The organism is Saccharopolyspora spinosa NRRL 18395 (assembly GCF_000194155.1).
GTDB lineage: Bacteria > Actinomycetota > Actinomycetes > Mycobacteriales > Pseudonocardiaceae > Saccharopolyspora > Saccharopolyspora spinosa.
Map to the genome: position 1 here is coordinate 837,141 of NZ_GL877879.1, position 24,655 is coordinate 861,795.

The 24,655-nt window shown below is 65.1% G+C and carries 25 protein-coding genes; 9 read left to right on the top strand and 16 right to left on the bottom strand.

Translation table 11 applies throughout. The features are described 5' to 3' along the window. Positions 1-3: 3 nt before the first annotated feature. Complete coding sequence (locus SSPN_RS49185; RefSeq protein WP_158309620.1) at positions 4-855, top strand: SAM-dependent methyltransferase; 852 nt, start codon at positions 4-6, stop codon at positions 853-855. After that, entirely contained in the window at positions 855-2,021 is a 1,167-nt protein-coding gene (locus SSPN_RS45190; RefSeq protein ID WP_010309419.1) for a lipase family protein, read from the top strand. The genes SSPN_RS49185 and SSPN_RS45190 overlap by 1 nt, the downstream gene beginning before the upstream one ends. Positions 2,022-2,116: 95 nt before the next feature. Here the strand turns inward: SSPN_RS45190 and SSPN_RS0122830 are convergent, their stop codons facing one another. The 4 genes from SSPN_RS0122830 to SSPN_RS0122850 all read right to left on the bottom strand — a co-directional run bounded on the left by SSPN_RS0122830 (position 2,117) and on the right by SSPN_RS0122850 (position 6,513). Next, positions 2,117-3,127, bottom strand: a complete 1,011-nt coding sequence (locus SSPN_RS0122830) for a Gfo/Idh/MocA family protein (RefSeq protein WP_049887652.1) — start codon at positions 3,125-3,127, stop codon at positions 2,117-2,119. Continuing rightward, positions 3,124-4,584 carry a dTDP-4-dehydro-6-deoxy-alpha-D-glucopyranose 2,3-dehydratase SpnO gene (gene spnO, locus SSPN_RS0122835; RefSeq protein WP_010309423.1) on the bottom strand — a complete coding sequence of 487 codons (1,461 nt, stop codon included), beginning with the start codon at positions 4,582-4,584 and terminating at the stop codon, positions 3,124-3,126. The genes SSPN_RS0122830 and spnO overlap by 4 nt, the downstream gene beginning before the upstream one ends. 79 nt (positions 4,585-4,663) lie before the next feature. Further along, positions 4,664-5,104 (bottom strand): thioesterase II family protein, encoded by a 441-nt coding sequence (locus tag SSPN_RS51665; RefSeq protein ID WP_083822041.1) that lies wholly within the window; start codon positions 5,102-5,104, stop codon positions 4,664-4,666. Then, positions 5,101-6,513, bottom strand: coding sequence for an activator-dependent family glycosyltransferase (locus SSPN_RS0122850; protein WP_237710695.1), 1,413 nt, complete (start codon positions 6,511-6,513; stop codon positions 5,101-5,103). The genes SSPN_RS51665 and SSPN_RS0122850 overlap by 4 nt, the downstream gene beginning before the upstream one ends. Positions 6,514-6,883: 370 nt before the next feature. On the opposite strand from SSPN_RS0122850, the gene rfbH reads away from it, so the two are divergent. From rfbH to SSPN_RS0122865, 3 genes are read left to right on the top strand one after another with little or no spacing between them, the layout of a single operon-like run. Next, positions 6,884-8,188, top strand: coding sequence for a lipopolysaccharide biosynthesis protein RfbH (gene rfbH / locus SSPN_RS0122855; protein ID WP_010309430.1), 1,305 nt, complete (start codon positions 6,884-6,886; stop codon positions 8,186-8,188). Positions 8,189-8,225: 37 nt separating this feature from the next. Beyond that, entirely contained in the window at positions 8,226-9,383 is a 1,158-nt protein-coding gene (locus tag SSPN_RS0122860) for a DegT/DnrJ/EryC1/StrS aminotransferase family protein (protein ID WP_010309432.1), read from the top strand. A gap of 2 nt (positions 9,384-9,385) precedes the next feature. Continuing rightward, positions 9,386-10,135, top strand: coding sequence for a class I SAM-dependent methyltransferase (locus tag SSPN_RS0122865; protein ID WP_044574799.1), 750 nt, complete (start codon positions 9,386-9,388; stop codon positions 10,133-10,135). A gap of 624 nt (positions 10,136-10,759) precedes the next feature. Here the strand turns inward: SSPN_RS0122865 and SSPN_RS0122875 are convergent. Beyond that, entirely contained in the window at positions 10,760-11,485 is a 726-nt protein-coding gene (locus tag SSPN_RS0122875) for an SDR family NAD(P)-dependent oxidoreductase (RefSeq protein ID WP_010309438.1), read from the bottom strand. A 94-nt stretch (positions 11,486-11,579) separates the two neighbouring features. Between SSPN_RS0122875 and SSPN_RS0122880 the strand changes: the two genes are divergently transcribed. Beyond that, positions 11,580-12,416 carry a LysR family transcriptional regulator gene (locus SSPN_RS0122880; protein WP_010309442.1) on the top strand — a complete coding sequence of 279 codons (837 nt, stop codon included), beginning with the start codon at positions 11,580-11,582 and terminating at the stop codon, positions 12,414-12,416. Positions 12,417-12,536: 120 nt separating this feature from the next. On the opposite strand, the gene SSPN_RS63320 is transcribed toward SSPN_RS0122880, so the two are convergent. The 3 genes from SSPN_RS63320 to SSPN_RS0122895 all read right to left on the bottom strand — a co-directional run bounded on the left by SSPN_RS63320 (position 12,537) and on the right by SSPN_RS0122895 (position 14,500). Continuing rightward, entirely contained in the window at positions 12,537-12,692 is a 156-nt protein-coding gene (locus SSPN_RS63320) for a hypothetical protein (RefSeq protein WP_474717001.1), read from the bottom strand. Between the two features lie 240 nt (positions 12,693-12,932). Beyond that, positions 12,933-13,535 (bottom strand): SsgA family sporulation/cell division regulator, encoded by a 603-nt coding sequence (locus SSPN_RS62840; RefSeq protein WP_420188289.1) that lies wholly within the window; start codon positions 13,533-13,535, stop codon positions 12,933-12,935. A 362-nt stretch (positions 13,536-13,897) separates the two neighbouring features. Continuing rightward, entirely contained in the window at positions 13,898-14,500 is a 603-nt protein-coding gene (locus tag SSPN_RS0122895; RefSeq protein WP_010309450.1) for a TetR/AcrR family transcriptional regulator, read from the bottom strand. Between the two features lie 192 nt (positions 14,501-14,692). On the opposite strand from SSPN_RS0122895, the gene SSPN_RS45200 reads away from it, so the two are divergent. Both SSPN_RS45200 and SSPN_RS57795 read left to right on the top strand, forming a co-directional pair. After that, positions 14,693-15,370 (top strand): MBL fold metallo-hydrolase, encoded by a 678-nt coding sequence (locus SSPN_RS45200; RefSeq protein ID WP_237710697.1) that lies wholly within the window; start codon positions 14,693-14,695, stop codon positions 15,368-15,370. Between the two features lie 1,101 nt (positions 15,371-16,471). Beyond that, positions 16,472-16,708: a hypothetical protein gene (locus SSPN_RS57795; RefSeq protein ID WP_187764540.1), complete on the top strand. Its 237-nt coding sequence runs from the start codon at positions 16,472-16,474 to the stop codon at positions 16,706-16,708. Between the two features lie 433 nt (positions 16,709-17,141). Here the strand turns inward: SSPN_RS57795 and SSPN_RS45210 are convergent, their stop codons facing one another. Beyond that, positions 17,142-17,402: a CPBP family glutamic-type intramembrane protease gene (locus SSPN_RS45210; protein ID WP_083822046.1), complete on the bottom strand. Its 261-nt coding sequence runs from the start codon at positions 17,400-17,402 to the stop codon at positions 17,142-17,144. A gap of 243 nt (positions 17,403-17,645) precedes the next feature. On the opposite strand from SSPN_RS45210, the gene SSPN_RS60185 reads away from it, so the two are divergent. Further along, complete coding sequence (locus SSPN_RS60185) at positions 17,646-18,092, top strand: ATP-binding cassette domain-containing protein (RefSeq protein ID WP_272941767.1); 447 nt, start codon at positions 17,646-17,648, stop codon at positions 18,090-18,092. 287 nt (positions 18,093-18,379) lie between these two features. On the opposite strand, the gene SSPN_RS0122920 is transcribed toward SSPN_RS60185, so the two are convergent. The 7 genes from SSPN_RS0122920 to SSPN_RS0122950 all read right to left on the bottom strand — a co-directional run bounded on the left by SSPN_RS0122920 (position 18,380) and on the right by SSPN_RS0122950 (position 24,653). Next, positions 18,380-19,954: a class I adenylate-forming enzyme family protein gene (locus tag SSPN_RS0122920; RefSeq protein ID WP_010309461.1), complete on the bottom strand. Its 1,575-nt coding sequence runs from the start codon at positions 19,952-19,954 to the stop codon at positions 18,380-18,382. An 11-nt stretch (positions 19,955-19,965) separates the two neighbouring features. Next, positions 19,966-21,336: a protoporphyrinogen/coproporphyrinogen oxidase gene (locus tag SSPN_RS0122925; RefSeq protein ID WP_010309464.1), complete on the bottom strand. Its 1,371-nt coding sequence runs from the start codon at positions 21,334-21,336 to the stop codon at positions 19,966-19,968. Then, positions 21,333-22,307, bottom strand: coding sequence for a UbiA family prenyltransferase (locus SSPN_RS45220; RefSeq protein WP_010309467.1), 975 nt, complete (start codon positions 22,305-22,307; stop codon positions 21,333-21,335). The genes SSPN_RS0122925 and SSPN_RS45220 overlap by 4 nt, the downstream gene beginning before the upstream one ends. Positions 22,308-22,322: 15 nt before the next feature. Next, positions 22,323-22,973: a class I SAM-dependent methyltransferase gene (locus SSPN_RS0122935; protein ID WP_029535633.1), complete on the bottom strand. Its 651-nt coding sequence runs from the start codon at positions 22,971-22,973 to the stop codon at positions 22,323-22,325. An 83-nt stretch (positions 22,974-23,056) separates the two neighbouring features. Next, on the bottom strand, positions 23,057-23,584 hold the full coding sequence (locus tag SSPN_RS0122940) for an EF-hand domain-containing protein (RefSeq protein ID WP_010309473.1): 528 nt from the start codon (positions 23,582-23,584) through the stop codon (positions 23,057-23,059). Between the two features lie 179 nt (positions 23,585-23,763). Next, positions 23,764-24,069: a hypothetical protein gene (locus SSPN_RS0122945; protein ID WP_029535634.1), complete on the bottom strand. Its 306-nt coding sequence runs from the start codon at positions 24,067-24,069 to the stop codon at positions 23,764-23,766. 137 nt (positions 24,070-24,206) lie between these two features. After that, complete coding sequence (locus SSPN_RS0122950; RefSeq protein ID WP_010309477.1) at positions 24,207-24,653, bottom strand: carboxymuconolactone decarboxylase family protein; 447 nt, start codon at positions 24,651-24,653, stop codon at positions 24,207-24,209. Positions 24,654-24,655: the final 2 nt, after the last annotated feature.

A 24,655-nucleotide genomic window follows, 5' to 3' on the forward strand; every position in this document is an offset into this window, starting at 1 on the left:
CAGGTGGAGTCCATCTTCGATGCGTTGGCGCACGGGCGTCCCCTGCACCACGGTTACTGGGCGGGCGGGTATCGGGAGGATGCCGGTGCCACACCGTGGTCGGATGCTGCCGACCAACTGACCGACCTGTTCATCGACAAGGCCGCGCTCCGTCCCGGAGCGCACCTGTTCGACCTGGGCTGCGGCAATGGGCAGCCCGTAGTCCGTGCGGCATGCGCCAGCGGCGTTCGAGTCACCGGAATCACCGTGAACGCCCAGCATCTCGCCGCCGCCACCAGGCTCGCCAACGAGACCGGACTGGCCGGCAGTCTTGAGTTCGATCTAGTCGACGGCGCCCAGCTGCCCTACCCGGACGGTTTCTTTCAGGCCGCATGGGCGATGCAGTCCGTCGTGCAGATCGTGGACCAGGCCGCCGCGATCCGCGAGGTCCACCGAATCCTGGAACCCGGCGGCCGGTTCGTCCTCGGAGACATCATCACTCGGGTTCGACTCCCGGAAGAGTACGCGGCGGTTTGGACGGGCACGACCGCCCATACCTTGAACAGCTTCACGGCGCTGGTCAGCGAAGCCGGGTTCGAGATTCTCGAAGTCACCGACCTCACGGCACAGACCAGGTGCATGGTCTCCTGGTACGTCGACGAGTTGCTCCGGAAACTCGATGAGCTCGCCGGCGTCGAGCCTGCGGCTGTCGGCACCTACCAGCAACGCTACTTGGGAGACATCGCGGCGAAGCACGGACCGGGACCAGCACAGCTGATCGCCGCGGTTGCGGAATACCGGAAACATCCGGATTACGCCAGAAACGAGGAAAGCATGGGTTTCATGCTCCTGCAGGCTCGAAAGAAGCAGTCCTGATGGCCTCCGAGCACGCCAGCCTGGTCGGCGACGATCTGCGGGCACCCGCGGATGATCCCTTCTACCGACCGCCGACGCCGCTACCGCCGGGTGTCCCGGGCACGCTCCTCAGGGCCCGGCCCGTCTCGGCACTGCGCGGCACGGGCGAACCCGTCGCAGCCAAGGCCTGGCAAATCCTCTACCGGTCCAACTCCGCCCTTGGCATGCCGAACGCCGTCTCCGGCACCGTTCTGGTGCCGAACATCCCGTGGCCGCGCGAAGATCGCCCCATCATCACTTTCGCAGTGGGCACCCACGGCCTCGGTAGCCAAGTTGCCCCGTCGTACCTGCTTCGAACCGGAACCGAGCCGGAGACCGAGCTGATCGCCGTGGCCCTCGACCGCGGGTGGGCCGTGGTCATCACCGACTACGAAGGCCTCGGTACTCCTGGAACCCACACCTACACCGTCGGCAGGGCGCAGGGACACGCCATGCTCGATGCCGCCCGCGCTGCGCAACGGCTACCGGGCTCCGGCCTGACGACCGACTGCCCGGTCGGCATCTGGGGCTATGCGCAGGGTGGGCAAGCGTCGGCCTTCGCCGGCGAACTGCACCCCACCTACGCACCTGAACTGCGAATCCGCGCTGCGGCCGCAGGTGCGGTGCCGATCGATCTGCTGGACATCATCCACCGAAATGACGGGGTGTTCACCGGGCCGGTGCTGGCCGGCCTGGTCGGGCATGCCGCTGCCTACCCCGATCTGCCATTCGACGAGCTTCTCACCGAAGCGGGTCGTACCGCCGTTGATCAAGTGCGCGAGCTCGGTGCACCGGAGCTCGTCACCCGCTTCCTCGGCCGCGAGCTGAGCGACTTCCTCGACACTTCCGGCCTTTTCGAGCAACCTCGATGGCGCGCACGACTGGCCGAAAGCGTCGCAGGTAGGAACGGTGGCCCGGTGGTCCCCACGCTCGTCTACCACAGCACGGACGACGAGATCGTTCCGTTCGCATTCGGCGAGCGACTCCGGGACAGCTACCGCGCGGCGGGTACGCCAGTGCGGTGGCATCCGCTCTCCGGATTGGCTCACTTTCCCGCCGCCCTGGCCAGCTCGCGAGTGGTCGTCTCGTGGTTCGACGAGCACTTCTCCGAGCCGTCCGCGATCAGCGGTCCGCGAGATGCCAGGTGAGCGGATGGCGGTGAGCCTCTCCAGCGGCTTCCCCGCTGGCTTCCGGATGCCCGGTCAGGCTTCGAGGCGAACTACTACCCGCGGATGCCGGGCGGCTATGTGGACCCGCACCGACGGGCCTGACCGATCGCCTCCACCAGCGCGGCCTGCTGGATCATCGATTCGCCCGAATCTCCGGCCACCGCAGGGTCGTCCACGCCTGTCCCTGCTCTGATGTCGCGTGCGAAGGCGGTGACCGCCTTGCGAACCTGATCTTCCGCTGGCAAGGACAACTCGTCGACAACGCCCTTCCGCTCGATTCGGATCACGGCCTGCCACTCGGCGGGCGGCGTGAACGCCCGGTCGACGACGATTCGCCCACGACTCCCCCACAGCTCGTACGCGCTGCGGTAGTGGTGCACGAAACCGTATCCGAGGTGGGCAACGGTGCCACCTTCCGATTGGAGCAGCACGCTGCCCGACAAGTCGACGCCCGACTCCTGGGCCTCGTGCGAGCTTGCGCCGAGAACCGTGAGCGGACCGAGGAGAAAGTGCCGAGCGGCACGGGCGGGATAGACACCGATGTCCAGCAACGCTCCGCCACCGAGTTCGGTGCGATAGCGGATGTCCGTGTCGGGAAGCGGCGGAATTCCGAACACGGCGGTGAACTCCCGGAGCTCACCGATCTCCCCGGATTGCAGCAGGTCGCGGACCACGTCGTGCCGGCCGTGGTGGAGGAACAGGTAATTCTCCCGCAGCAGCAGGTTCTTCCTCCTGGCCAGCCCGACCAGGCGAGCGGTGTCGGACGCCGTCGTCGTCAGCGGTTTCTCCGCAAGCACGTGTTTGTCTGCCTCAAGCGCCTTGCCGATCCACTCTGCATGCATGCCAGGCGGCAACGGCACGTAGACGGCATCGATGTCCGGCCGCTCCAGGAGCCGCTGGTAACCCAGCACCGCCTCGCATTCGAATCGCGCTGCGAACCGTTCGGCTTTCGCCGGATCACGGCTCGCCACCGCCACCACCTCTGTTTCGGCCACGTCGCACATCGCGGGCAGCATCCGTCGCCACGCGAAGGAAGCGCACCCGAGCACACCGATGCGCACCGGCTTTCGCATCGAGCTGGTCATCGCCCCAACGCCCACAAGCTATGCAGGGAGGCGACCAAGCTGCGCGCCTGGATGTTCAAGAAGTGGGTGCTCCGGAGCAGCTCGCCCAACTGTCCCAAAGTCATCCACCGGAAGTCGCTGGGAGGTCGTGCCGCGAAGTCCTCATGCACCTCGATGATCCGGTACCTGTTCTGCGCCTGGTAGAACCGACCGCCTTCTTCGGACAGGATCGATTCGTACCGCACGGTTTCGGGATCGGCGGTGAGCACGTCGTCCAAGAACGGCGGCCAGTCGTTCGACGGGGTGCTTTGGTAGTTGGCCACACTGCACTGGACCGTGGGAGCGATTTCCGCAGTCCACTTATACCCAGCCTCCACCCGAGCGTGGACCAAACCGTGCAGCACTCCGCCGATCCGCTTGACCAACAGTGCGATCTCACCTTGTTCTCGCGGTTCGATCATCGGCTGCGTCCAGCTGGCGACCTCACGATTGGTCGCGGACACCGACACCGCGATCACCGCGAAGTACTTGCCGTCCTGGTGGGCGATCTCGGTATCGGTGCGATACCACTTGTCGACCCTGCTCAGCGGAACGCGCGTTGCCCGCAAGCGGTAGCGGGCCTTGGCTTCCTCGAACCAACCGACCGCCTCGGAGATACTCGACGAATCGATGCCGTGCGAGAGCGACCTGGCCACCGCCTGTCGGAAGGGCTCCTCCGAGGCGGCTAGTTCGGGTCCGGTGGCGGAATCGTGGAACGGGATGCAAGACAGCACCGTCCGGGTGTCCATGTTGACGATGTTGTCCTGACGAAGGAGAGCCAGCACCTGGCCGAGCGTCAACCAGCAGAAGTCTGGCAGGACTGGCACTTCCTCCTGGACTTCCACCACCATGTTCCGGTTGCGCTTCCGGTAGAACCAGGACCCCTGTTCAGACTGGAGCACGTCTACCAGCACGCGGCCGCGGCCCCGCCCGAGGAAGTAGTCCACATAGGGCGGAACGCTGCCACGGTGTGCCTGCGTGTAGTTGCTCCGAGTTGCCTGAACCGTCGGCGAGAGCTGCAGGACGTTGACGTTGCCCGGTTCCATCTTTGCTGACATGAGGCAGTGCAGCACGCCGTCGATCTCCTTGACGAGAATGCCGAGGATACCTACTTCAGCCTGGTTGATGATCGGCTGGTGCCAGCTGGGTGCCGCGCCATAGTTGGTCTCGACCTGCAGGCCTTCTACCGTGAAGAACCTACCGTCGGCATGAACCAGGTTCTCCGTGCTGGCATCGAATTTCCATTTCGACAGGCGGTCGAACGGGATGCGATTGGTCTCGAAGCTGTTCTCGCCCAGCCGATCGGCGAGCCAGCAGTGGAACTCCGTGGTCGGAATCATGCCATTGCAAGCGCTCAGCGCAGAGTCGACGAACCGCCGCGTGTTGTTGCTGCCGAGCGGCGCAGCAGCACTTGCCTCAGCTTCGACAGAACTGCTCATGCCCAATCCCTCACTGCCGTGACGATGTGCACGCCGGCTCCCAGGGGCGTCGCGGTCTGGTCCAGCGGCCTGGCGAGGATCATCGAAGCGATCCGCCCGTAAGGACCGCGAGCACCTCGTCCTGGCGTTCGGTCATGAAGAAATGCCCGCCGGAGAAGACACGGACGTCGGCCACGGCCTCGGTGTGCTCTCGCCAGGCTTCCGCCTCATCCAAGGTGACCTTCGGCTCGGCATCTACCACCAGCACGGTGATCGGGCAACCCACCTTCGCTCCTGGCGCACAGCGGTATGTCTCGACCGCACGGTAGTCGTTGCTCAGCGGGCGCCACGATCCTCGTCGGAAATCGGTTGGAGCGCAAACCTCTGGGGAGATCAACACCCCATTGGACGATTCTGGACAAGAATCTGACTTCGGGACTCGCCTGGCATCGTCCCGGTCACGGCGGAATCCGAGTCGACGCAACAGCGATGAACACCTGCCAAACCCCGGCGTCCATGTTTCCGGCCACACGTTGCTCACGGATGGCCATCAGACTGCCCAGTGCGGCGGTTCTCACGTTCGGCAACTAGCTTTTCCAGACGTGGAACGATGTCGTGCGGGCTGGGACTTTCCTCGATTTCACGGCGGATCAGCGCCGCGTTGGCAGCGAACGACGGCTCGTCGAGCAGGCGGGCCAGCTGACCTCGCACGTCGTCTTCGGTAAACGTCGCGGGGTCGAGGACCAGACCGGCTCCCCGATCGGCTAGGAGCTCCGCCCTACGAGATTCGTCCCAGAAGGTCCCAGGGAGAATCAACTGCGGTACGCCGTTGACCGTGGCGGTTTCCTGCGTCGTCGTCGAGCCATGATGGATGATCACTGAACACGACTCCAGCAGTTCGTTGAGCGGTACGTATTCGTGGACCCGGACGTTCGAGGGCAACTCCCCCATCTCCCGTACTTCGTCGTCAGACAAGGTGGCGATCACCTCGACGTCGAGCCTGGCCGCGCCGCGCAACAACCTTTCCACCATTGCTTGTTCCTGGTCACTTTGCTCCCCGTACTGTTCGGTCACCCTGCTCAGCCGCCGCTTGGTCAGCCCGCGCGTGATGCAGACGCGCGGCTTCGTCGGTCGTTCGCGCAACCACTCCGGCAACACCGCCGGACCGTTGTACGGCACGAAACGCATCGAGATGTAGTCCAAGTCCACAGGCAGGCGCATCCAGGATGGAATCGGATCTATGGTCGCTTGGCCCGTCACGATCTCTTCATCGAACGTGGCTCCGAACTTGGCGAGCTTCGCTCCCAGCCACGTCCCGAGCGGGTCGACGCGCTGCTCAGGCGGCTTCGATTCCTGGTATTCGAGGAAACCGGACCGCAGCCACCCCGACACATCGAGGGCGACGAGCATCCGCACGTGTCGTGCGCCGAGCGCTCGCGCCACAACTGGCCCCGAACACACCATAGCGTCCCACACAACGAGATCAGGCTGCCATTTCTCGGCGAACCCCATGAGATCGTCCAGCGATCGGTCATCCACAAGGTGGAGTTGCTCCACGGCGTCCGTGTCTCTGCCGGAGTTGATTGACAGCAGCTCGTCGAAGAGTTCCGGATGCCGCCCCTTCTCGTCGAACGAGACCCCGCTGCCGAGAACGAGTTCGTTCTTGGCCGCCAAGGAGATGAGGTCGAGCTCGTCGCCGACGGGAACCGCGGTGAGTCCTGCTCCGGTGACCATCGACACCATATTCGGGCAGATGGCGACACGGACCTCGTGCCCCGCGGCACGCAACGCCCACGCCAACGGCACCAGGTTGAAGAAGTGCGAACTCGCCGGCAGCGGGGTGAACAGGACACGCATGAACTCTCCGATCGCAATTGAACACCCGGGAAGCATGCCAAGAATCACAGAAATCTCTGATATCCCCCGGGAAACGCCGCTTTCGCAAGCCAAATCTTAGGCCTTCCAGGTGATGGTAGCGATCTTGACAAGCGCGAGCAGGTCGTTCCCGCTAGCCTGGGCTCTACCGAGTCGGGTGTGCCGGGTAGATCGAGGATTTCTGAGTCAATGAGCGCTTCTCCTTGCTCCGCTGTCCTGATGTCCCGCACCGCATCGAACCAGGGCAGGAAGGTGTAAGGCGCCGAGACAGCACACTGTCCCGCTGGGACGTCATAACGCGATTCGCCACGGGCATCGCTCATCTCCTGAAGGCAAGGCGCGAAGACTGATCGTCGCCTGCATGCAGAGCCGGAAAACCAGAGCGCTGGGGAAAGGGCGCGCCAGAGTGACTTCGTGTGACGACACTTGCGCTACCGCTACTGAGATGGTGCCGGATGCCAAGGACCGGATATTGGCATCCGTACGCGATTACCACCGCGAACAGGAATCCCCGACCTTCGTGGCTGGATCGACGCCGATCCGGCCATCGGGCGCCGTGCTCGACGAGGACGACCGGGTGGCACTGGTGGAAGCCGCGCTGGAGCTCCGGATCGCCGCGGGCGGGAATGCACGGCGATTCGAGAGCGAGTTCGCCCGCTTCTTCGGCCTCCGCAAGGCTCATCTCGTCAACTCCGGTTCGTCGGCCAATCTCCTGGCACTGAGTTCGCTTACCTCCCCCAAACTCGGCGAGGCACGACTGCGGCCCGGCGACGAAGTGATCACTGCGGCGGTCGGCTTCCCCACGACGATCAATCCGGCGGTCCAAAACGGACTCGTCCCGGTATTCGTCGACGTGGAACTGGGCACCTACAACGCAACGCCAGACCGCATCAAGGCCGCCGTCACGGAACGGACGCGAGCCATCATGCTGGCGCACACCCTGGGCAACCCCTTCGCCGCTGACGAAATCGCGGAGATCGCAAAAGAACACGAGCTGTTCCTCGTCGAAGACAACTGTGATGCGGTGGGATCCACCTACCGGGGACGGCTGACCGGAACCTTCGGCGACCTGACAACGGTCAGCTTCTATCCTGCCCATCACATCACCAGCGGCGAGGGTGGCTGCGTGTTGACCGGCAGCCTGGAATTGGCTCGCATCATCGAGTCGCTGCGTGACTGGGGACGGGATTGCTGGTGCGAGCCCGGCGTGGACAACACCTGCCGCAAGAGGTTCGACTACCACCTCGGTACCCTTCCACCGGGCTACGACCACAAGTACACGTTCTCCCACGTCGGTTACAACCTCAAGACCACCGACCTGCAGGCCGCACTTGCGCTGAGCCAGTTGAGCAAGATTTCCGCATTCGGGTCGGCACGCCGCCGTAACTGGCGACGGTTGCGCGAAGGGCTGTCCGGGTTGCCGGGCCTGCTGCTGCCGGTAGCCACACCGCACAGCGACCCGAGCTGGTTCGGGTTTGCGATCACCATCAGTGCGGACGCCGGGTTCACCCGTGCCGCCCTGGTGAACTTCCTGGAATCCCGCAACATCGGCACCCGACTGCTGTTCGGCGGTAACATCACCCGGCACCCGGCCTTCGAGCAGGTGCGGTACCGGATCGCCGACGCGCTCACCAACAGCGACATCGTCACCGACCGAACCTTCTGGGTCGGCGTCTACCCAGGCATAACGGACCAAATGATCGACTACGTCGTCGAATCAATCGCTGAATTCGTGGCCAAGAGTTCCTAGCATCCAGCATGGCGGCATCTCGGAGGATTTCAGCAACGTGATCAACCTGCACCAGCCGATCCTCGGCACCGAAGAACTCGACGCGATCGCGGAGGTGTTCGCCTCCAACTGGATCGGGCTCGGGCCGCGCACCCGGACGTTCGAGGCCGAATTCGCCCACCACCTGGGAGTGGATCCCGAACAGGTCGTGTTCCTCAACTCGGGGACTGCCGCGCTGTTCCTTACCGTGCAGGTGCTCGACCTCGGCCCAGGCGACGACGTGGTACTTCCTTCGATAAGCTTCGTGGCGGCGGCCAACGCCATCGCATCCTCCGGTGCCCGCCCGGTGTTCTGCGACGTCGACCCCCGGACGTTGAACCCCACGCTGGATGATGTGGCGAGGGCCATCACGCCGGCGACCAAGGCCGTATTGCTGCTCCACTATGGAGGATCGCCGGGAGAAGTCACCGCGATCGCCGATTTCTGCCGTGAAAAGGGCCTCATGCTCATCGAGGACTCCGCCTGCGCGGTGGCATCGTCCGTGCACGGCACCGCTTGCGGAACCTTTGGTGACCTGGCCACGTGGAGTTTCGATGCGATGAAGATCCTGGTCACCGGGGATGGGGGCATGTTCTACGCGGCGGATCCGGAGCTGGCGCACCGCGCAAGACGACTCGCCTACCACGGTCTTGAGCAGATGAGCGGATTCGATTCGGCCAAGTCTTCCAACCGCTGGTGGGATATTCGCGTCGAAGACATCGGCCAGCGGCTGATCGGGAACGACATGACGGCAGCGCTTGGCAGCGTGCAGCTGCGCAAACTGCCAGAATTCATCAACAGGCGTAGAGAAATCGCTACGCAGTACGACCGGTTGCTTTCCGATGTGCCGGGTGTCCTCCTACCGCCGACGCTACCGGATGGGCACGTCTCGTCACACTACTTCTACTGGGTCCAGCTGGCTCCGGAGATCCGCGACCAGGTGGCGCAGCAAATGCTGGAACGCGGCATCTACACGAGCTACCGCTACCCGCCCCTGCACAAGGTCCCCATCTACCGCGCGGACTGCAAGCTGCCTTCTGCGGAGCACGCCTGCCGCAGAACACTCCTGCTACCACTGCACCCAAGCCTTGACGACGCCGAGGTGCGCACGGTGGCTGACGAGTTCCAGAAGGCCGTCGAACACCACATCAGCCAAAGATCACCACTCCGAAAGTGAGGATGTCGCGCGTGAGCGACACATTCGCAGAAACCTCCTCGGTATACAGCCCAGATCATGCCGACATCTACGACGCGATCCACTCCGCGCGTGGCCGGGACTGGGCAGCCGAGGCCGGGGAAGTAGTCCAGCTCGTACGCACCAGGCTGCCCGAAGCACAGTCCCTACTCGACGTCGCCTGTGGGACCGGGGCGCACCTAGAGCGATTCCGTGCCGAATACGCGAAGGTCGCGGGGCTTGAACTGTCCGATGCGATGCGGGAGATCGCGATCAGACGAGTCCCTGAGGTACCGATTCACATCGGTGACATCCGCGATTTCGACCTCGGCGAGCCATTCGACGTCATCACCTGCCTGTGCTTTACCGCGGCTTACATGCGGACCGTTGACGACCTGCGACGCGTGACGCGGAACATGGCCCGGCACCTGGCCCCTGGTGGAGTCGCGGTCATCGAACCCTGGTGGTTTCCCGACAAGTTCATCGACGGGTTCGTCACCGGAGCCGTCGCGCACCACGGCGAGCGGGTGATCAGCCGGCTATCGCACTCGGTCCTGGAGGGCCGTACGAGCCGGATGACCGTCCGCTACACAGTCGCCGAACCCACCGGGATCCGGGACTTCACAGAGTTCGAAATCCTCTCGCTGTTCACTGAGGACGAGTACACCGCCGCGCTCGAAGACGCAGGGATCCGCGCGGAATACCTTCCTGGAGCACCGAACGGCCGAGGCCTGTTCGTCGGAATCCGCAACTGAGCCCGGAACAACGACGCAAGACCTGGCTGGGCAGGCCCCGGGACTCACTCGACCGATAAGCCGACGTGACCCGGGATCACTTCGATCGTCTCTGATGCCGGCAAGTTTTGACCGTCGTGATCTAGGTGCCAACCAGGTCGACGAAGCCCTGGGCCCTAGCCGCGATCGTCGGCAAGGTCGCCGAGGACGATCCCGCCTCGAATCTGCGACCACCTCGCCGCAGCTGTTCCGGCAGACGTTGTGATCCGAGCCGACGAGAACCACTCGGTTCAGCCCGGCACCTGCGGCTGGGAGGTGTTCGGCTCCTGAGCAGCCCCAAAGCACCGGCCATCGGCGAAGAACTCGACCGGCTCCCGCGCCGGATGCGCCTACCCGACCTACGCAAAGCCGCACCCGCCATGCTGGCAACCGCCCACGCCTGACCTAAGCCGCCGGTGAGCCACGGCTGGCCCAGTGTCGCCAGGCAACCGCGGCGCACCGGCGGTAACGGCGCCCGAAGTACAGGTTGTCAATGACCGAGACGGCGAAGGCCGACATCCGTACCCACAGGAACAGGTGTTGTTCGGCGTACCCGGTCGCAGCGAGCCTCTCCGACTTCGATTGCACCATCGCCGACTGAGCGCCTCACCAGGGCACATTCCCGGCGTCGTCGAACATGCCTCCGGTCGGGCCGTCGTCTGGCAGCGTGGCGAGCCGAATGGCGATCCTGGCACCGTCTGCCGGCGTGCTGGTTCCGTGGAAGCCGTTAAGGTCGGTCGCGACGTAGCCGGGGCAGGCGTTGTTGATTTTGATGTTGGTATCGCTGAGTTCCTTGGCGTACTGGATGGTGATCGCGTTGAGGAACGTCTTCGACGGTGAGTAGGCTCCGCTGATCCCGCCGAGGTCGACGCCCGGCGTGGTTTGCAAGGTCAGGGAAGCGACGTGGCTGGACTGGTTGACGATCCGCGGGCGCTCGGAGCGGCGTAGCAACGGCAGCATAGCGTTGGTAACCCGAACGACGCCGATCACGTTGGTCTCCACCACCGCCCGGAGGCTCGCCGGTGTGACGGTCGAGGGCTCCTCCGGCCATGCCCCGGCGATGCCGGCGTTATTAACCAGCACATCGAGCCGGCCGGCGCGCTCCTCGAGCAGAGCCGCAGCAGCCGCGACGCTCGCGTCGTCTGTCACGTCCAGGGATACCGCGAACGCATCGACGCCGTCCGCACGCAATTTCGCCACGGCATCCTCCCCGCGCTGGTGGTCCCGTGCCCCGATTCCGACGCTCCACCCCAGCGCGCCGAGCCCGGCCGCGATCTCGTATCCGATTCCCTTGTTTGCGCCGGTGACCAGTGCAATCGTCTGTTCGCTCATGCTTTCTAGCGTGGCCCGAAACCGGCGGGGAACCAACACCATCTAGGTCTCACACCGATACCCAGCTGATATGAATCAGCGGTAGGCTCGACGGATGGAGACGCGGGAGTTGCGGTACTTCGTTGCAGTCGCCGAGGAGTTGCACTTCGGCCGGGCCGCCCAGCGCCTGGGCATCGCCCAGCCGCCGCTGTCGCGGACGATCGCCCAGCTCGAGCAACGACTCGGAGTCGTGTTGCTGCAACGCACCAGCCGCAAAGTCTCGCTCACCGAAGCCGGGGCAATGCTGCTGACCGAAGGCCGGGCGATCCTCGGCGCGCTGGCAGCAGCCGAGCGACGCACCCAGCGTGCCGCGACGAGCCAGCCCTCGCTAGTCCTGGCTGCCAAGGCCGGCGCCTCCGGTGAGCTGCTGGCGAAGTTGCTCGACGCGTACGCCGCCGAGCCGGGAGCCGTGGCCGTCGACCTGCTGCTCTGCGAATCCCAGCCCCAGAAAACGCTGCATGACGGCCGGGCCGACGTGGCGCTGTTGCATCAACCCTTCGACCCGACGGCCGAACTCGACATCGAAATTCTGAACACCGAGCAACAAGTCGCCATTCTTCCGACCTCGCATCCGCTTGCCAGCGAGCCCCATGTACGGATGGCGGATGTCAGCTCACTGCCGGATCTCCCGCTTGCGCGCTGGCCCGGCCCCGACGGCGTCTATCCAGATGGCCCCGGCGTGGAAGTACGCAACCAGACGCAACTGTTCCAAATGATCGCACTCGGCCGCACTACCGTGGTCATGCCCGAATCCAGTCGCGTCAACCTGCTCGAAGGCCTCGCCGCCGTACCGGTTCTAGACGCGCCGGACGTGACGACAGTCATCGCCTGGCCGCCCCACAGCCGCTCCCGAGCACTCGCCGGCTTGGTCCGCGTGGCCACACTCCTCTAAATCTTCGCTCCCTCAATTGCCCGCAGCTAGGACGAATGCCGTGCGACTGCCGGAAACGACCGCGCGCAACACCTCATGTGCCTCAGCGGGAGAAGACGCTATGCGGATGCCGCAGAGACCTCACGGCCGTCCCGTCGCCAGGAGCCAGCGGTCCCGTTCGAGCTGGTAGGTTTCGGCGATCTGCTCCGTGACGCGGTCGATGTAGCCGAAGCTGGTTGCGAGCATTCGTTGCGTGGTCGCTGCGGATACGGCCTCGTCGGCGCATTGGCGGCGGATCTCGTCGAGGCATCACTACAGGAAGCGGAAGTGCCCGATGCGGTTGGCCCTGATCAGCGCGTTGATGGAAATGTTTCGCCAGTCGTCGCGGATACTCCAACACCGCAGCAGGACCCGGCGAATATCCCAACGGAATCTCGAATTCGAGAACGTGCGGCAATGTGGCGATATTTTCCTCAACACTCGTCCGTAGAATGCTGAGGACGATCTCATCGGCTCGCAACTGCGGAGCCTCGGTAATCAGGTGCGTGTAGACGTCTCGGCTGACTTCCGAGACGCACGACGCGACGCTCGATGCCACGGCCGCCTGTAGCTTCGAGGAATCGAAGCTGTCCGTGGCCATGACACGACGGTACTGCGGCGGGAGCAGAAGCAGCGCTTCCTGCGCCGATGGCGCGCCTGGAGAAGATCAGCACCTTCGGCCTGACCGAGCCGGGCGCACGGCACCGACGTGGTCCAGCTGGAGCTCGGAGACACAGCGTGGCGGTGTTCAGCGCCGCCAGGTCCCGCAGCCAGCGCTTTGGCGTGCGGCGCTTCGGGATTCACCTCGAAGGAGGCCTGCCCCGACGGCGAGCTCATCTCGATCACGACCAACCCCGGAAAACCCCGTCGAGGGCCGATCCGCACATCGCCTTCGCCTGCCTCGGCGATCAGCCCGTCGACCAGCAGGTCGCGGGCGATCACCCAATCCACCTGACCGTCCGTGCCCACGTTGAGCTTCATGGCGATCTCGTACGGATTGCGGCTGGGGCCCGCGTCGCCCTGCAGCGGCGGAGGCTTCGGAGCGGACGGGGTGGCCTCCGGCCGGGTACCGGTGTCGGGGCCGACGAAATCGACGTTGATGTGCTGGCTGCTGGGCTTCCCATACCCTCATAACGAAGCATGCCCAACCCGGGTTCATACCTTCTTCACGAAGTCTTCAGACCCTGGTGGCAGTCCCCCTCGGGCTCCCAGCGAGGAACCTTCACTCACACTGAACCCACGGGACTCTGGGCCCGGAACTCCCGAAGCTGACCCAAGGTGCAAAGCAACCGGCGAGTAGCTTTTCGCTGCGCCAGTCAATCAATGACGGCTCCGGGAATGTCTCGTGACCATGCTAGGGCGTACTCGCCGAAAAATGGGATGGATACGGGCTGACCAGCAGGAACGCGGTCAGACGGTCTGGTCCTCGGGAAAGAATCGGGCGGGTTTGTCTGGCGCGGGCGTCAGGACTGGTCCAAGGCCCGTTCGATCGCGCGGCGGGCCCGGCCGGCGGCCGCCCGGTCGTGCTGGAGCTGCATGGCCGCGTTCAGTGCCAGCCCGGTGGCGACGATCTCGAACAGCGCCTGGTCGATGTCGAACCCGGCGGGCAGCTCGCCGTTCTCCACCGCCGCGGTCAGGTCCGCCCGCAGCTGTCCCCGCCAGCGCGACCACACCTCGGCCACCGCGTCGCGGACCCGGCCGGGGCGGCCGTCGTACTCGGTGAGCGCCGCGGTCATCAGGCAGCCGCCGGGCAGCAGTGGCGCTTCTAGGTAGCCCACGGCGTTGGCGCACACCGCGCGCAGCCGCCGCAGACCCGGCGGCTCGGCCAGTGCGGGCTCGACCACCCGGTGCCAGAAGTCCACGAATGCCTTGTCCAGCGTGGAGATCTGCAGTGTCTCCTTGGTGCCGAAGTGCTTGTGCACCCCGGACTTGCTCATCTCCAGTTCCTCGGCGAGCCGGCCGATGGTGATGCCGTCCAGCCCTTCCTCGGATGCGATCTCGGCGGCACGGTCGAGGATCCGGCTCCTGGTGGCCTGTGCTTCGGCCGCTGAGCGTCGCGGTGACATGTGACGAGGATAGCGTACGCGCGTTCGCTATTGATTTAGTGAACGTGCGTACGCTAAATTCCGCTTCACCCACGGACCGAAGGAGTGCGAGATGCGGGTGCGACGACTGGGCTGGGCCGGACTGGAAATCGAGGCGGGCGGCAAGCGACTGGTGATCGACTACGTACGGGACCTCTCACCGCTGTTCACGGCGTGGAAACCCGGCGAGAGGCTGGCGGGGGCGGGACGGTCCCCGCCGCACTGGTCACCCACCTGCACCGGGACCACACCGACGCGGCCGCGCTCGCGGCCGCGCTGACACCGGGGGCACCGGTGCTCCGACCCGCGCCCGGCCACGGCGACGACGTGGACAACGTGACGACACTGCCGGCCGAGCGCGAGCTGACACTGCACCGACTGGCTGCCGAGGTCGTGGATGCCTGGTCCACCCGCGACCTCGGGCCGTTCCGCGTCACCGCGGTCCCCGCCGTCGACGGGCTGGGCGACCCGCAGCTGAACTGGGTGGTGCAGGCCGACGGGCAGCGGGTCTTCCACGGCGGCGACACGATGTTCCACGGCTACTGGTGGCTCATCGCGCGCCGGTTCAGCCCGTTCGACGCGGTGTTCCTGCCCGCCAACGGCGCGGTGGTCGACGCGCCACACCTCCAGCCGCCGAGCCCGCTGCCCGCCGCGATGGACCCGAGGCAGGCCGCCGCAGCCGCAGAGATCCTCGACGCCCGGTACGCAGTGCCGATGCACTACGAGGCGGAACAGCCGGACAAGATCGCGGGCTACGTCGAGGTCTCCGACCCGGAGAATGAGTTCCGCACGCACGCCGGACACCGCGCACACGTGCTGCCCATCGAGGAATGGCTGGACCTGGCCACTTGAGGCGGAAACTCCGCCGCGCCGGCGGGCTCAGGTCGCAACAGAACCTAGGTCCGATGGATGGTCCGGAATCGCGCGGGAATCGGTTGCTCCAAGACACTCTCCGGTCGCGGCGGCGTCAATCACAAGATTCAGCATCCATTACTGCTGGAAACCACGATCAAATGCGACACTCCGGGTTGAGCCGAACCCACGGGTCCAGTCCTGGTCCTGGGCGGGACGGACCCTTGGGTTCCCGCCGAGGAACCCTCACTTGCGCTGAACCCACGGCGGCCGAAGCGTCCCGGTAGCAGACGCCGGAAACCAGCGCTTAGCTCTGGAACGCTGGCTGCGGACCGGGCCCAGAGGCGAGCGCTCGGTGGGTGCTGAGTTCGGGGACGTACTTGTAGATCGTCGAGCGGAAGACGCACCGCACGCTTGAGCTTGAACGGCGCAGCACGCGACCCGCCCGAGATACCGGTTAGCGTGGTCAGATCAACACTGCCCGTTGTGCACCATTAGCCGCATATGTCCGGTTACCATCGATTCGATGCGGATCCGTCGCGCTGTTCTCTTGGGAGCTTTGGCCTGCGGTGCATCAGATCGACTGAGACCAGCCGCAGACCGGCCGTCGCGCTCTACCTCATGCACGTGCAAGCCCGACCCTCGGTCATGCCTGAACCGTGCGGTGGCGACGGCTACGGCGCGACCCGGAACTACCGAGCAAGGCCGGTCCGACACGGCCAGCTGATCTCCGCAGTACGTACCGACAGATAGATACGCAGCTGGCTACGTAGTGCCACCGATGTCTCCGTATCGGGGACTAAAGACACTGATGTCAACCCGATAAGCAGATACGTCCAAGGCCAAACCATGCTCCCCCTTTCCCACCCCGACCGAATCGAACCGGATTCGCCGCGCCCCCGACGTTCGTCGCACCCCTCCCGGCCGAGCGCCACGGAGGTACTACGGTACGGCGAGCGCTACGCGGACCTCCGCGACCAGCACCTCGCACACACCTTGATCCTCGAGGATGCGAGGGAGGAACGCGAGGAGATTTCGGCTCACGAGCGCATCACCTGCCACGTTCACCGTCGCTGGGCACACGAATGCATTGCCTCGCCGATGCACGTCATCCCCGTCACCGGGCACCGCTGGTGCCGCCCCTGCGAGGCCGAGGCATCCGTCGCGGTCGACGAGGTGACCAGATCGGTGACCGTAGTGTGCACGCGGTGCCGCCAGACCCCCGAGACCGCTGCGACTCGGCAGATCACCCGGACCTGCCGAGCCAGCCTGGCCGCTGCGCACGAAAGCCGCCGAGCCCGTGTGCAGGCCCAGAACACCGCCTCGGCGGCGGCCTGAACGATCACCTCGACGCCCAACAACCCAGGTCATCACCACCATCACCAGCGCCGAACGGCCACACCGAACCCGCACCACGATCCACCCGGCGCTGCTCGCCCGATCCTGCGAACGCCGCACCGACCAGCCCGTTTCAGTTGCCCGCCGCCTCGAGTTCGGCACCACCGGCAGCCTGCCCCAAGGCCGCCACAAGACCCCGTCCTGGTCGCTACGACCTCGCAGTTCATCGCCGGCCCTCGCTCGGTTGGTACTGGCCGAGTCCCCCGGAAAACCGGGCATCGGCGGAATTGGCGATCTACGAAACCAGGCCTCTACCAGGCTGCCGCGATGCTGCCAACCCGGATGGCCAGCGAACCGGCGAGCCCCTCTCGGCGGCATCGCGCAGAGCGTCGCTCGCGAGGTCCACGCTCGGGCCGCAGTGCTGGGGCAGCCCTTAGCCGAACAGCATGCTGACGACGGTTGCCATGCCGTTGTTGACCGCGTGAACGATCACACCTGGCCACACCGACTTGGTGCGCACCAGGAGAAGGCCGTTGGTCGCGCCGACGACGATCGCCGGAATGAGGGCCAGGTTGATGCCGTGGGCCAGGGCGAAGATGACGGCGCTGCCAACGACACTCACCTGTGTGCCGTATCTGCCGAGCGCGGTAGCGATTACGCCTCGGAACGCGAACTCTTCTCCGATGTACCGCAGAGCGTGCGGGCACGCTCGTTGGCATGGCGACTCGAGAGATCGTCAAGGCCGCCCCGTCTCAAGGGATCACTTCACTGACCGTCCGCCGTGTCGCAGTTGAGGCGAATGTGGGGGAGACGACGCTCCAGCGTCATTTTCCAACCCAGGTGGAACCGCATCTTGTCGTCGCCGAGGAGCTCGTCCTACCGACACCAACGGGCCGTTCGCTCCCCACCACCACAGCGCAAACCCGGTGCGGAACGGATGAGGCGAACGGACCATCCACGCCACCTACCGACACCAACGGGCCGTTCCGCTACCAAGATCGGTAAATTGTCCGGTGGGATGGTGCGCCGTTTGGGGATCGCCCAGGCGCTGGTGAACTCACCTAAGGTTTTGTTGCTCGATGAACCGACAGTCGGGTTGGATCCACGCCAACGTGCTGGTCTGCGGGACGTGATCGTTGATCTGGCGCGGAGTCAGACGGTTCTGGTCAGCACACACCTCACCGAAGACGTGGCTGCGGTGGCCGACCGCGTCGCTGTGCTGGACCAAGGCCGCGTGGTGTTCGACGGGGATCTTGCGGAGATCATTTGGGACCTTCCGCGTGGGCGCTTGTTAACGCCCAGCTCCCGGCCCACCTGCGCGATCGGCCGACCCGCCTTCCGGACGATCCGGACCGCGCCCTCCCGGAACTCCCAACCTAAATGACGGAGCGCGGCAACTGTGGTGCCTTGCACGCAAAGTCCAGGCCGCCCAATCGTCGCTGGCTGGGATCATTGACCTCGCAGGCGAATGTGGAAGACGGGCCTGACCAGGGAACCGAGAGAGATTGAAGCCGGCGTCAAGAAGCCCGCAAGCTCGCGCAGCCCTGATCCCGCCAGTTGGCCGACGCCGGGACGAAATCCCCCGGTGCGCACGCGCGCTTCGGCGATCTGGAGGCTACCGCACGACTGGAAGGTTCCGGGCAGGCTCGCGATCCTCGCAGCCGCGTTCTGTTAGGTCCACCGTCCGGTGCCGTGGGTTTCGGCCGTTGCCGTGATCTGCTCCAGTAGGGCGAGGCGGCGGACCTTGCCGGTTCCGGTGCGTGGGATCTGATCCCAAGTCAGGGCTATCGGCTCTTGGAGTGGCAGAATGTCGTGGGCCGCTCGCAGCCAGCTCTCTTTGTCGAGCTCGCCGTCGACGGTGACGACGACCGGCAGCGGCGCCTTCCCCGGTTGTCCGAGGACCACGCACTCCAGCGCCTGTGGTAGCCGTTCCTCCAAGATGTCTTCGACACGCAAACAACTCAGCTCCGGCACCATGTCGACCTCGCGGTCGAGCAAATCCACGCTGCCATCCCTGTTGCGCACCCCGAGATCACCGGTGATCCACCAGTCGCCCCAATGCTTGGCCTGCCATCGGTCCGTCTCCCCGACGTAGTCCAGGCAGCGGGCGGCGGTCTTGGTCAGCACGAGCCCAGGCTGGCCGCGCGGTACAGGCTCGAAGCTGTCGGGGTCGACGACGCGCAACCGGGTCTTGAGCGGGACCGCGTAGCCGACGTTGCGGCTCGTGCGGCCGCTTTGCTTCGGATCGACCGAGGAGCGGGTGTGGAAGCGGAACGTCAGCGGCCCGGTCTCGGACTGCCCCCATCCTTGCATCCACAGTGGACGCTTGCGGTGACTTGCGGTCAGATAGGAACGGATCGTGGGCGGGTGCATGGCGTCGTAGGTGCTCACGAACAGCCGCGTCCGCCGGAACGGGTTGTCCAGCCGCTCGGTCAGCTCTGCGAACCGCACGTACGTCGCCGGAAGGGCTTCCATGACCGTCGGCGGATGTGCGCGCAGCACCGGGTCCACCCGGTCGGCGTCCTGCTGCGAGATGATGACGATCTCCCGGGGCGCCAGGCAGAACGCGCTCGCGGTCCAGCAGAAGGTGCGGCCGTGCGCGTACGCGCTCGCATTGACGAGCGTATCGTCACCACGCATCCCGATCACCGGGTAGCGCACCGTCTCGAACCGCGCCAACTGGCCGATGATCGTGTTCCGCGAGTGCACTACCAGTTTGGGCGTCCCGGTCGTGCCGGAAGTGTGCATCACGGCGAGCGGTTCGTCGTCATGGCGTCGGCGCGGGCCGGGTGCGGTGTGCCCGCGCACATCATCCAGCGACAGCGTGCCGGGCACCGCACCATCGAGTACCAGCGTCGTGCCAGCGAACGACGCCAGGTCGACGCCTGCCGCACGGGCGTGTTCGAGCACCGCTGTTGTAGTGACCAGTACTTTGGGATCGAGGCGCTTGAGAAGGGCCTCGACGGTGTTGCTGGGCAAGCGGTCCGAAAGCTTCGCCGGGACGGCGCCGATGCGCACGGCTGCACAGGACAACAAGTCGTAGTCCCAGTGGTTCTCCTTGACGATCGCCACTCGGTCGCGGTGACCGGCACCAGCCGCAGCGAGCCAACCGGCCAGTTCTTGCACCAGCTCCGCGAGGTCCGCGACGCCGAACTTGCGACGGTCGTCGCCGAGGTCGAGTGGGCGGTCCAGGTGAACTGTGGTGGGGGTGCCGTGTTCGGCGATTTCATCGAACAGGACGCCCATGTCATCCGGTTTCACACGGCCTCCAATGCCGAATTGAGCGACGGTTGTCGACGGTCTTTTTTTCCTCCGAGCCGGCTCAGCGTCCGAGAAGCGGCGAGCGCTCCCGCGCGCACGGCACCTTCACTCGACGGCCGCAGTGTCAACCAGTCACCCGCGTAGTCGACGGGCGCGCAGGCGCGTGCCATGAACGCGGAACGCAACCGCAGAGCCTCCGGGGTCGCTTCGGGCAGCCCATACCGGAATCGGTGTACGAAGTTCGCCGCATTGGCTGATTCCAAGCCGGGCACGTAGCGGGCTGCCGCAGCGGTCAGTCGCGCGATCACCTCGGGCTCCGGAGCCTCCAACAAGTCCGGAACGGTGCGGGCGTTGGCCATCAGGGTCAGCAGTCCCTTGCCCGCCGGCGCGCGCCCAGGGTGCTTTGCGTGGTCGATGATGATCCCGGACAGCACCGATTCCTCGGCTTCCGGGGTGAGCAGAACGTACAGCGGACGGCGGGACTCCGGTGCCACCGGTCGGTCCAGCAGGCAGCTGACCTTCAGTGTCGGGGTGAAAGTGCACGCCGACAGGAACGGACGCTCGTGGTCGGGTGCGTTGGCGTGCAGCTTCGCGGCGATCGGCGCCGGCACGCACAGCAGGACCGAACGGGCCGTCACGGTGTCCCCACCGATCAGCAAGCGTGCCGAATCCCGCTCCGCAGCGACCTGGTCCACGCGCACACCGGTGGCGACGTCGAGGCCATCGGCCAGTCGGCGCGCGAGCGTGTCCATCCCATCGAGATAGGTGCGCCAACTGCCGGCCTGACCAACGGCCAGCAGCAGACTCAACATCGGCGCCGCAGCGGAGCGCGCCGTATCCCAGCCGAAGAAACAGCCCGCAACCGGTTGGAACAGGTAGTCGTGCAGCTCGTGGTGGTAGCGCCCGGTGAACTCGCGGACGGTCGCGGCGCCCAACGGCGTGGACTCCGGAAAGTCGCAGTCGTATTCCGCCTTCCGGCGCGATGCGCCGCCGAGCACTCGCGCCAGGTCGAGGCGCGCTCGCAACGACAGCCCCATGCCGGTGATCATCCCGGCCCGGTCTGCGACACCGTGGTGGGCGCGCCCGCCCCGCCACATACCGACAGCGCTGCCGATCTTAGGAATGTCGTCGAGCGACACCCCAAGGCGGGCCAGAAGCTGCCAGGTGGCGCGGTAGCCGCGCGGGGACAACTGCTCCGCCCCCTCATCGACCACGAAACCTTCGTGCCGGAAACTGTGCATCCGGCCGCCGACTTCCGGCTGTGCCTCGAACACCCGCACACCCAAACCGGCCCGCTGCAACTCGTGCGCCGCGGTCAGGCCAGAAACACCCGCGCCGACGACGGCGACATCGAGATCAGTGCTCACGTCGGGCCTCCCAAACCGATGAAGAGGTTCGCCACGATCAGCAGCCCGACGCTGACCCGGTGAACCTTGAAGCCCAACTTGCGGGCTCGCATGATGTCGCCGGCTCGGAAGCCGAGGTAGTACTGCCGCGCGCGCAGCGCCGTCGCCGGAAGCATCAGCACCACGAACCACCACGGCGCCGCCCCGATCGCCGAAGCCAACGCACCGATGGCGAACTCTGCGAACGAGAGCGCACCAATGAAAATCGTGTTGCCCCGTTGCGAGACGAGAGCCGCTACGGTCGGCCGGTTCACCAGGCGGTCGCCCTCGACGTCGTTGCTGTTGGAGTAGACGCCGAACATAAGCGGGCCGAAGCCGAACAAAACGCCCTGCACGAACACGAACCAGGAAAACTGCCCGGACACAAGGCCGTAGGGCGCGATAACCATAGAGAGGCCGAGCCAGACGAGGAAGATCTCCTGAAGCCCGTGGTAGCTCAGCTTGAGTCCGTAGGAGTACTGCAACGCCAGGACATAGAGCACGCCTATTACCGCGATAGTCCATACCGGACTCGCGGGTGCGATTGCGATCGTGCCCGCCCAGACGGCGGCCCCAAGCAGTGCGGTGATCCAGCCGAAGCGCTCCGCTTCGCGAGGTTCCAGCGTGCCGGCGACGAGCGGCTTCCGCAGCTTCTTGCGGAGCGGATTGTCTGGCCCGTAGTTCTTGATATCGCTGCCGTCGCGGAATCCGGTGAGGTCGTCGAAAGCGACCAGAGCGACGGTCACGAGGACCTCGCCGATGAGGAAGCCAAGCAGTGTAAAGACGGTGCGTGCATTCAACGAACCCGACGGCAGAACTACTGCGGAAGCGACCACGAGGATGCTGAGGTAGTAGTCGTAGACGTCGAGCTTGGCTAATCGCGCGTAACTGCGGAGCTTGCTTTCCGGCCGGACTTTTCCGGTCGAGCTGGCCTGGATCGTTTCGGTGTGCATGATCAGTACCTCGCTTCAGCCGGGAAGCCGGATCAGTGCCGCCGTGGAACGGTCCCCGCCGTAAAGCAACTCCTGCGTCTCAACGAGCTGTGCGCCCGGCATCAGCGCGAGGTAGTCGTCCACCGTGCGCGGCCGGGACCACTCGCTGACCGGGATCGCTGCCTGCGCGTACTCCATGAGCACGAAGTACCGGCAGGAGTGCGAGATCGACCGGCAGATCTCGGCCAGCGCCGCCTCGTCGAGTACGTGCATCAGCACCCAGACCGACACGGCGACATCGAAATTCCGCCCATGCCAAGGCAGGTCTTCCGCACGGGCCAGTTCAAACTCTACATTGGACAATTCGGAGCAGGATGTCTTAGCTTCGTCCAGCATTCCGGGAGTCATGTCCAGTGCCGTAACGTGGCCCGCCTGTGCGGCCAGAGTCGGTGTCAGGCGGCCGATCCCGCATCCGATCTCCAGCACGGCGGACAGCGGGCGGGCGAGTTCGCGTGCCGCAGTCCGCAGTTGTTCCGCCACGACCTGCCGAGTCCGCTCCGTCGTGTCGGCGTTGTACTCCGCCGGCTGGGAAGCACGCATCACGCGGGCCAGGCCCTCCCGCTGGGCCCGCTGCCGCCACTCTTCCGTTACGTCACCTGCCGTGACAATAGAAGCGCTGTTATACAAGGATTATCTCCTCAGTTCGGATGGCCACGCGGCCGGTGACCAGAAGTGCACCGGCCGCGCGGTTTCAGCATCCGTGGTGAAGGTCAGCCCAACAGCTCGACGTCGGACCGGCCGAAGTGGTAGTCGCGGACGGCCACCAGGAGCTCGTCCGTGGACAGCTCACCATTGCCGTTCTTGTCGACCCCCTGGAACGCCTGCTCGGCCTGCGCCCCGTCCATTCCCAGGGCGTTGAGCCAAGTGGCGAACTCCGCGCCGTTGATCTTCCCATCGCCGTTCTTGTCGCACAACGCGACGATGCCCTGTACCACCGGCGTCAGCGCACGGTTGAACTCGGCCTCACCCTTTTCGAAGATGAGCTTCTCCGTGACGTCCATGAACTGCGCCTCGGTGACCGAGCCATTGCTCCCGGACTCCTGGTCGACGTATTCGAACAGACCGATCAAGGCGTTCCTGATCGGCTGCACGTCCGCCGAGTCCACGTTCTTACCGAAAGCCTGAGCGATCTGGGCTGCCTCCTTTTCGAAGTCCGCCCGCTCCAAACTGCCGCTGCCGTCGTGGTCCCACTTGGCAAAACGCTTCTGCAGCCGCTCGGTGGCGACGGTAGTGGTCATCTCTCAATCACTCCAATTTCGTAATCACATGGAAAAAGCGACACGCGAAGCACGCGCCGCCTCACACCGACGTTCACTGAACGTCCGCGTAAGATCGGTTATTTCTTAGATTTGAGCAATCGGAATAATGCGGTCGATTGCCGCAGCACCGAACACGCAGCGAGCACCGACGCCGCGTTTCAGAGGGAGAAGCTCCCACTGCCTGGTGCAACGTGGGAGCCCCGTCCCGGCTGGACGGTCAGGCTCGGCGTCATGCAGAACGGATCCCCGTAGATTTGCACCGGCTTATCGGTCTGGTTGTTCAAGACGTGAGCCGCGAGCGGCAGTTTGTAGCAGCCTTCCGGGTTCTCGTATGTGGTCAGCGGCTGCGCTTCGGTTTCGAAAACCGTCACCTGCCCGGTGGCCGCTGAGGCGGGAACTGCGGCAGCTCCCATCGCGGAGAGAGCACCGAGAAAACCTAGCAGCGCCATACCCGTCTTAGACATCCGGGTTCCTTTCTGACATTTCGTTTCGCTACCAACGGCAGCTTACTGATCATGTGGCGCGGTCTCGATAGAATTGCCAATACCTATACACGAACGAGTGTCGGGTTATGCAGGTACAAGAGATCGGCAAGCCGGACTTAGGAAACCGAGGAGGTCGCTATGGACAGCCGATTATAAGCGTTGATTAACGCGATGGTCCATAGCAGACTCGCCAACTGCGGTTCGTCGAAGTATTTCTCCGCCGGCCGGTAGTCCTCGTCCGGCACCTTTCGGTCGTTGAGCAGCGTCACGGACTCGGTCAACCGCAGTGCCGCCTGCTCACTTTCGGTGAACAGGCTCGAGTCCGGCCAGTTCTCCAGCTCCGTTAAACGATGTTCGGACTCGCCCGCCTCTCGCGCGGAACGCGTGTGCATCGCCACGCAGAACTGGCACCCGTTGAGTTGCGAGGCGCGGATGCGGACGAGCTCGATCAATTTCGATTCTACACCGGATTCCCGCGCGTGTTCCTCGGCACCCCGGCTGAGCGCGTTCAGGGCATCGAAGTTCTCCGGCGATTCCTGGATGAGATTGACTCGTTGGCTCATGG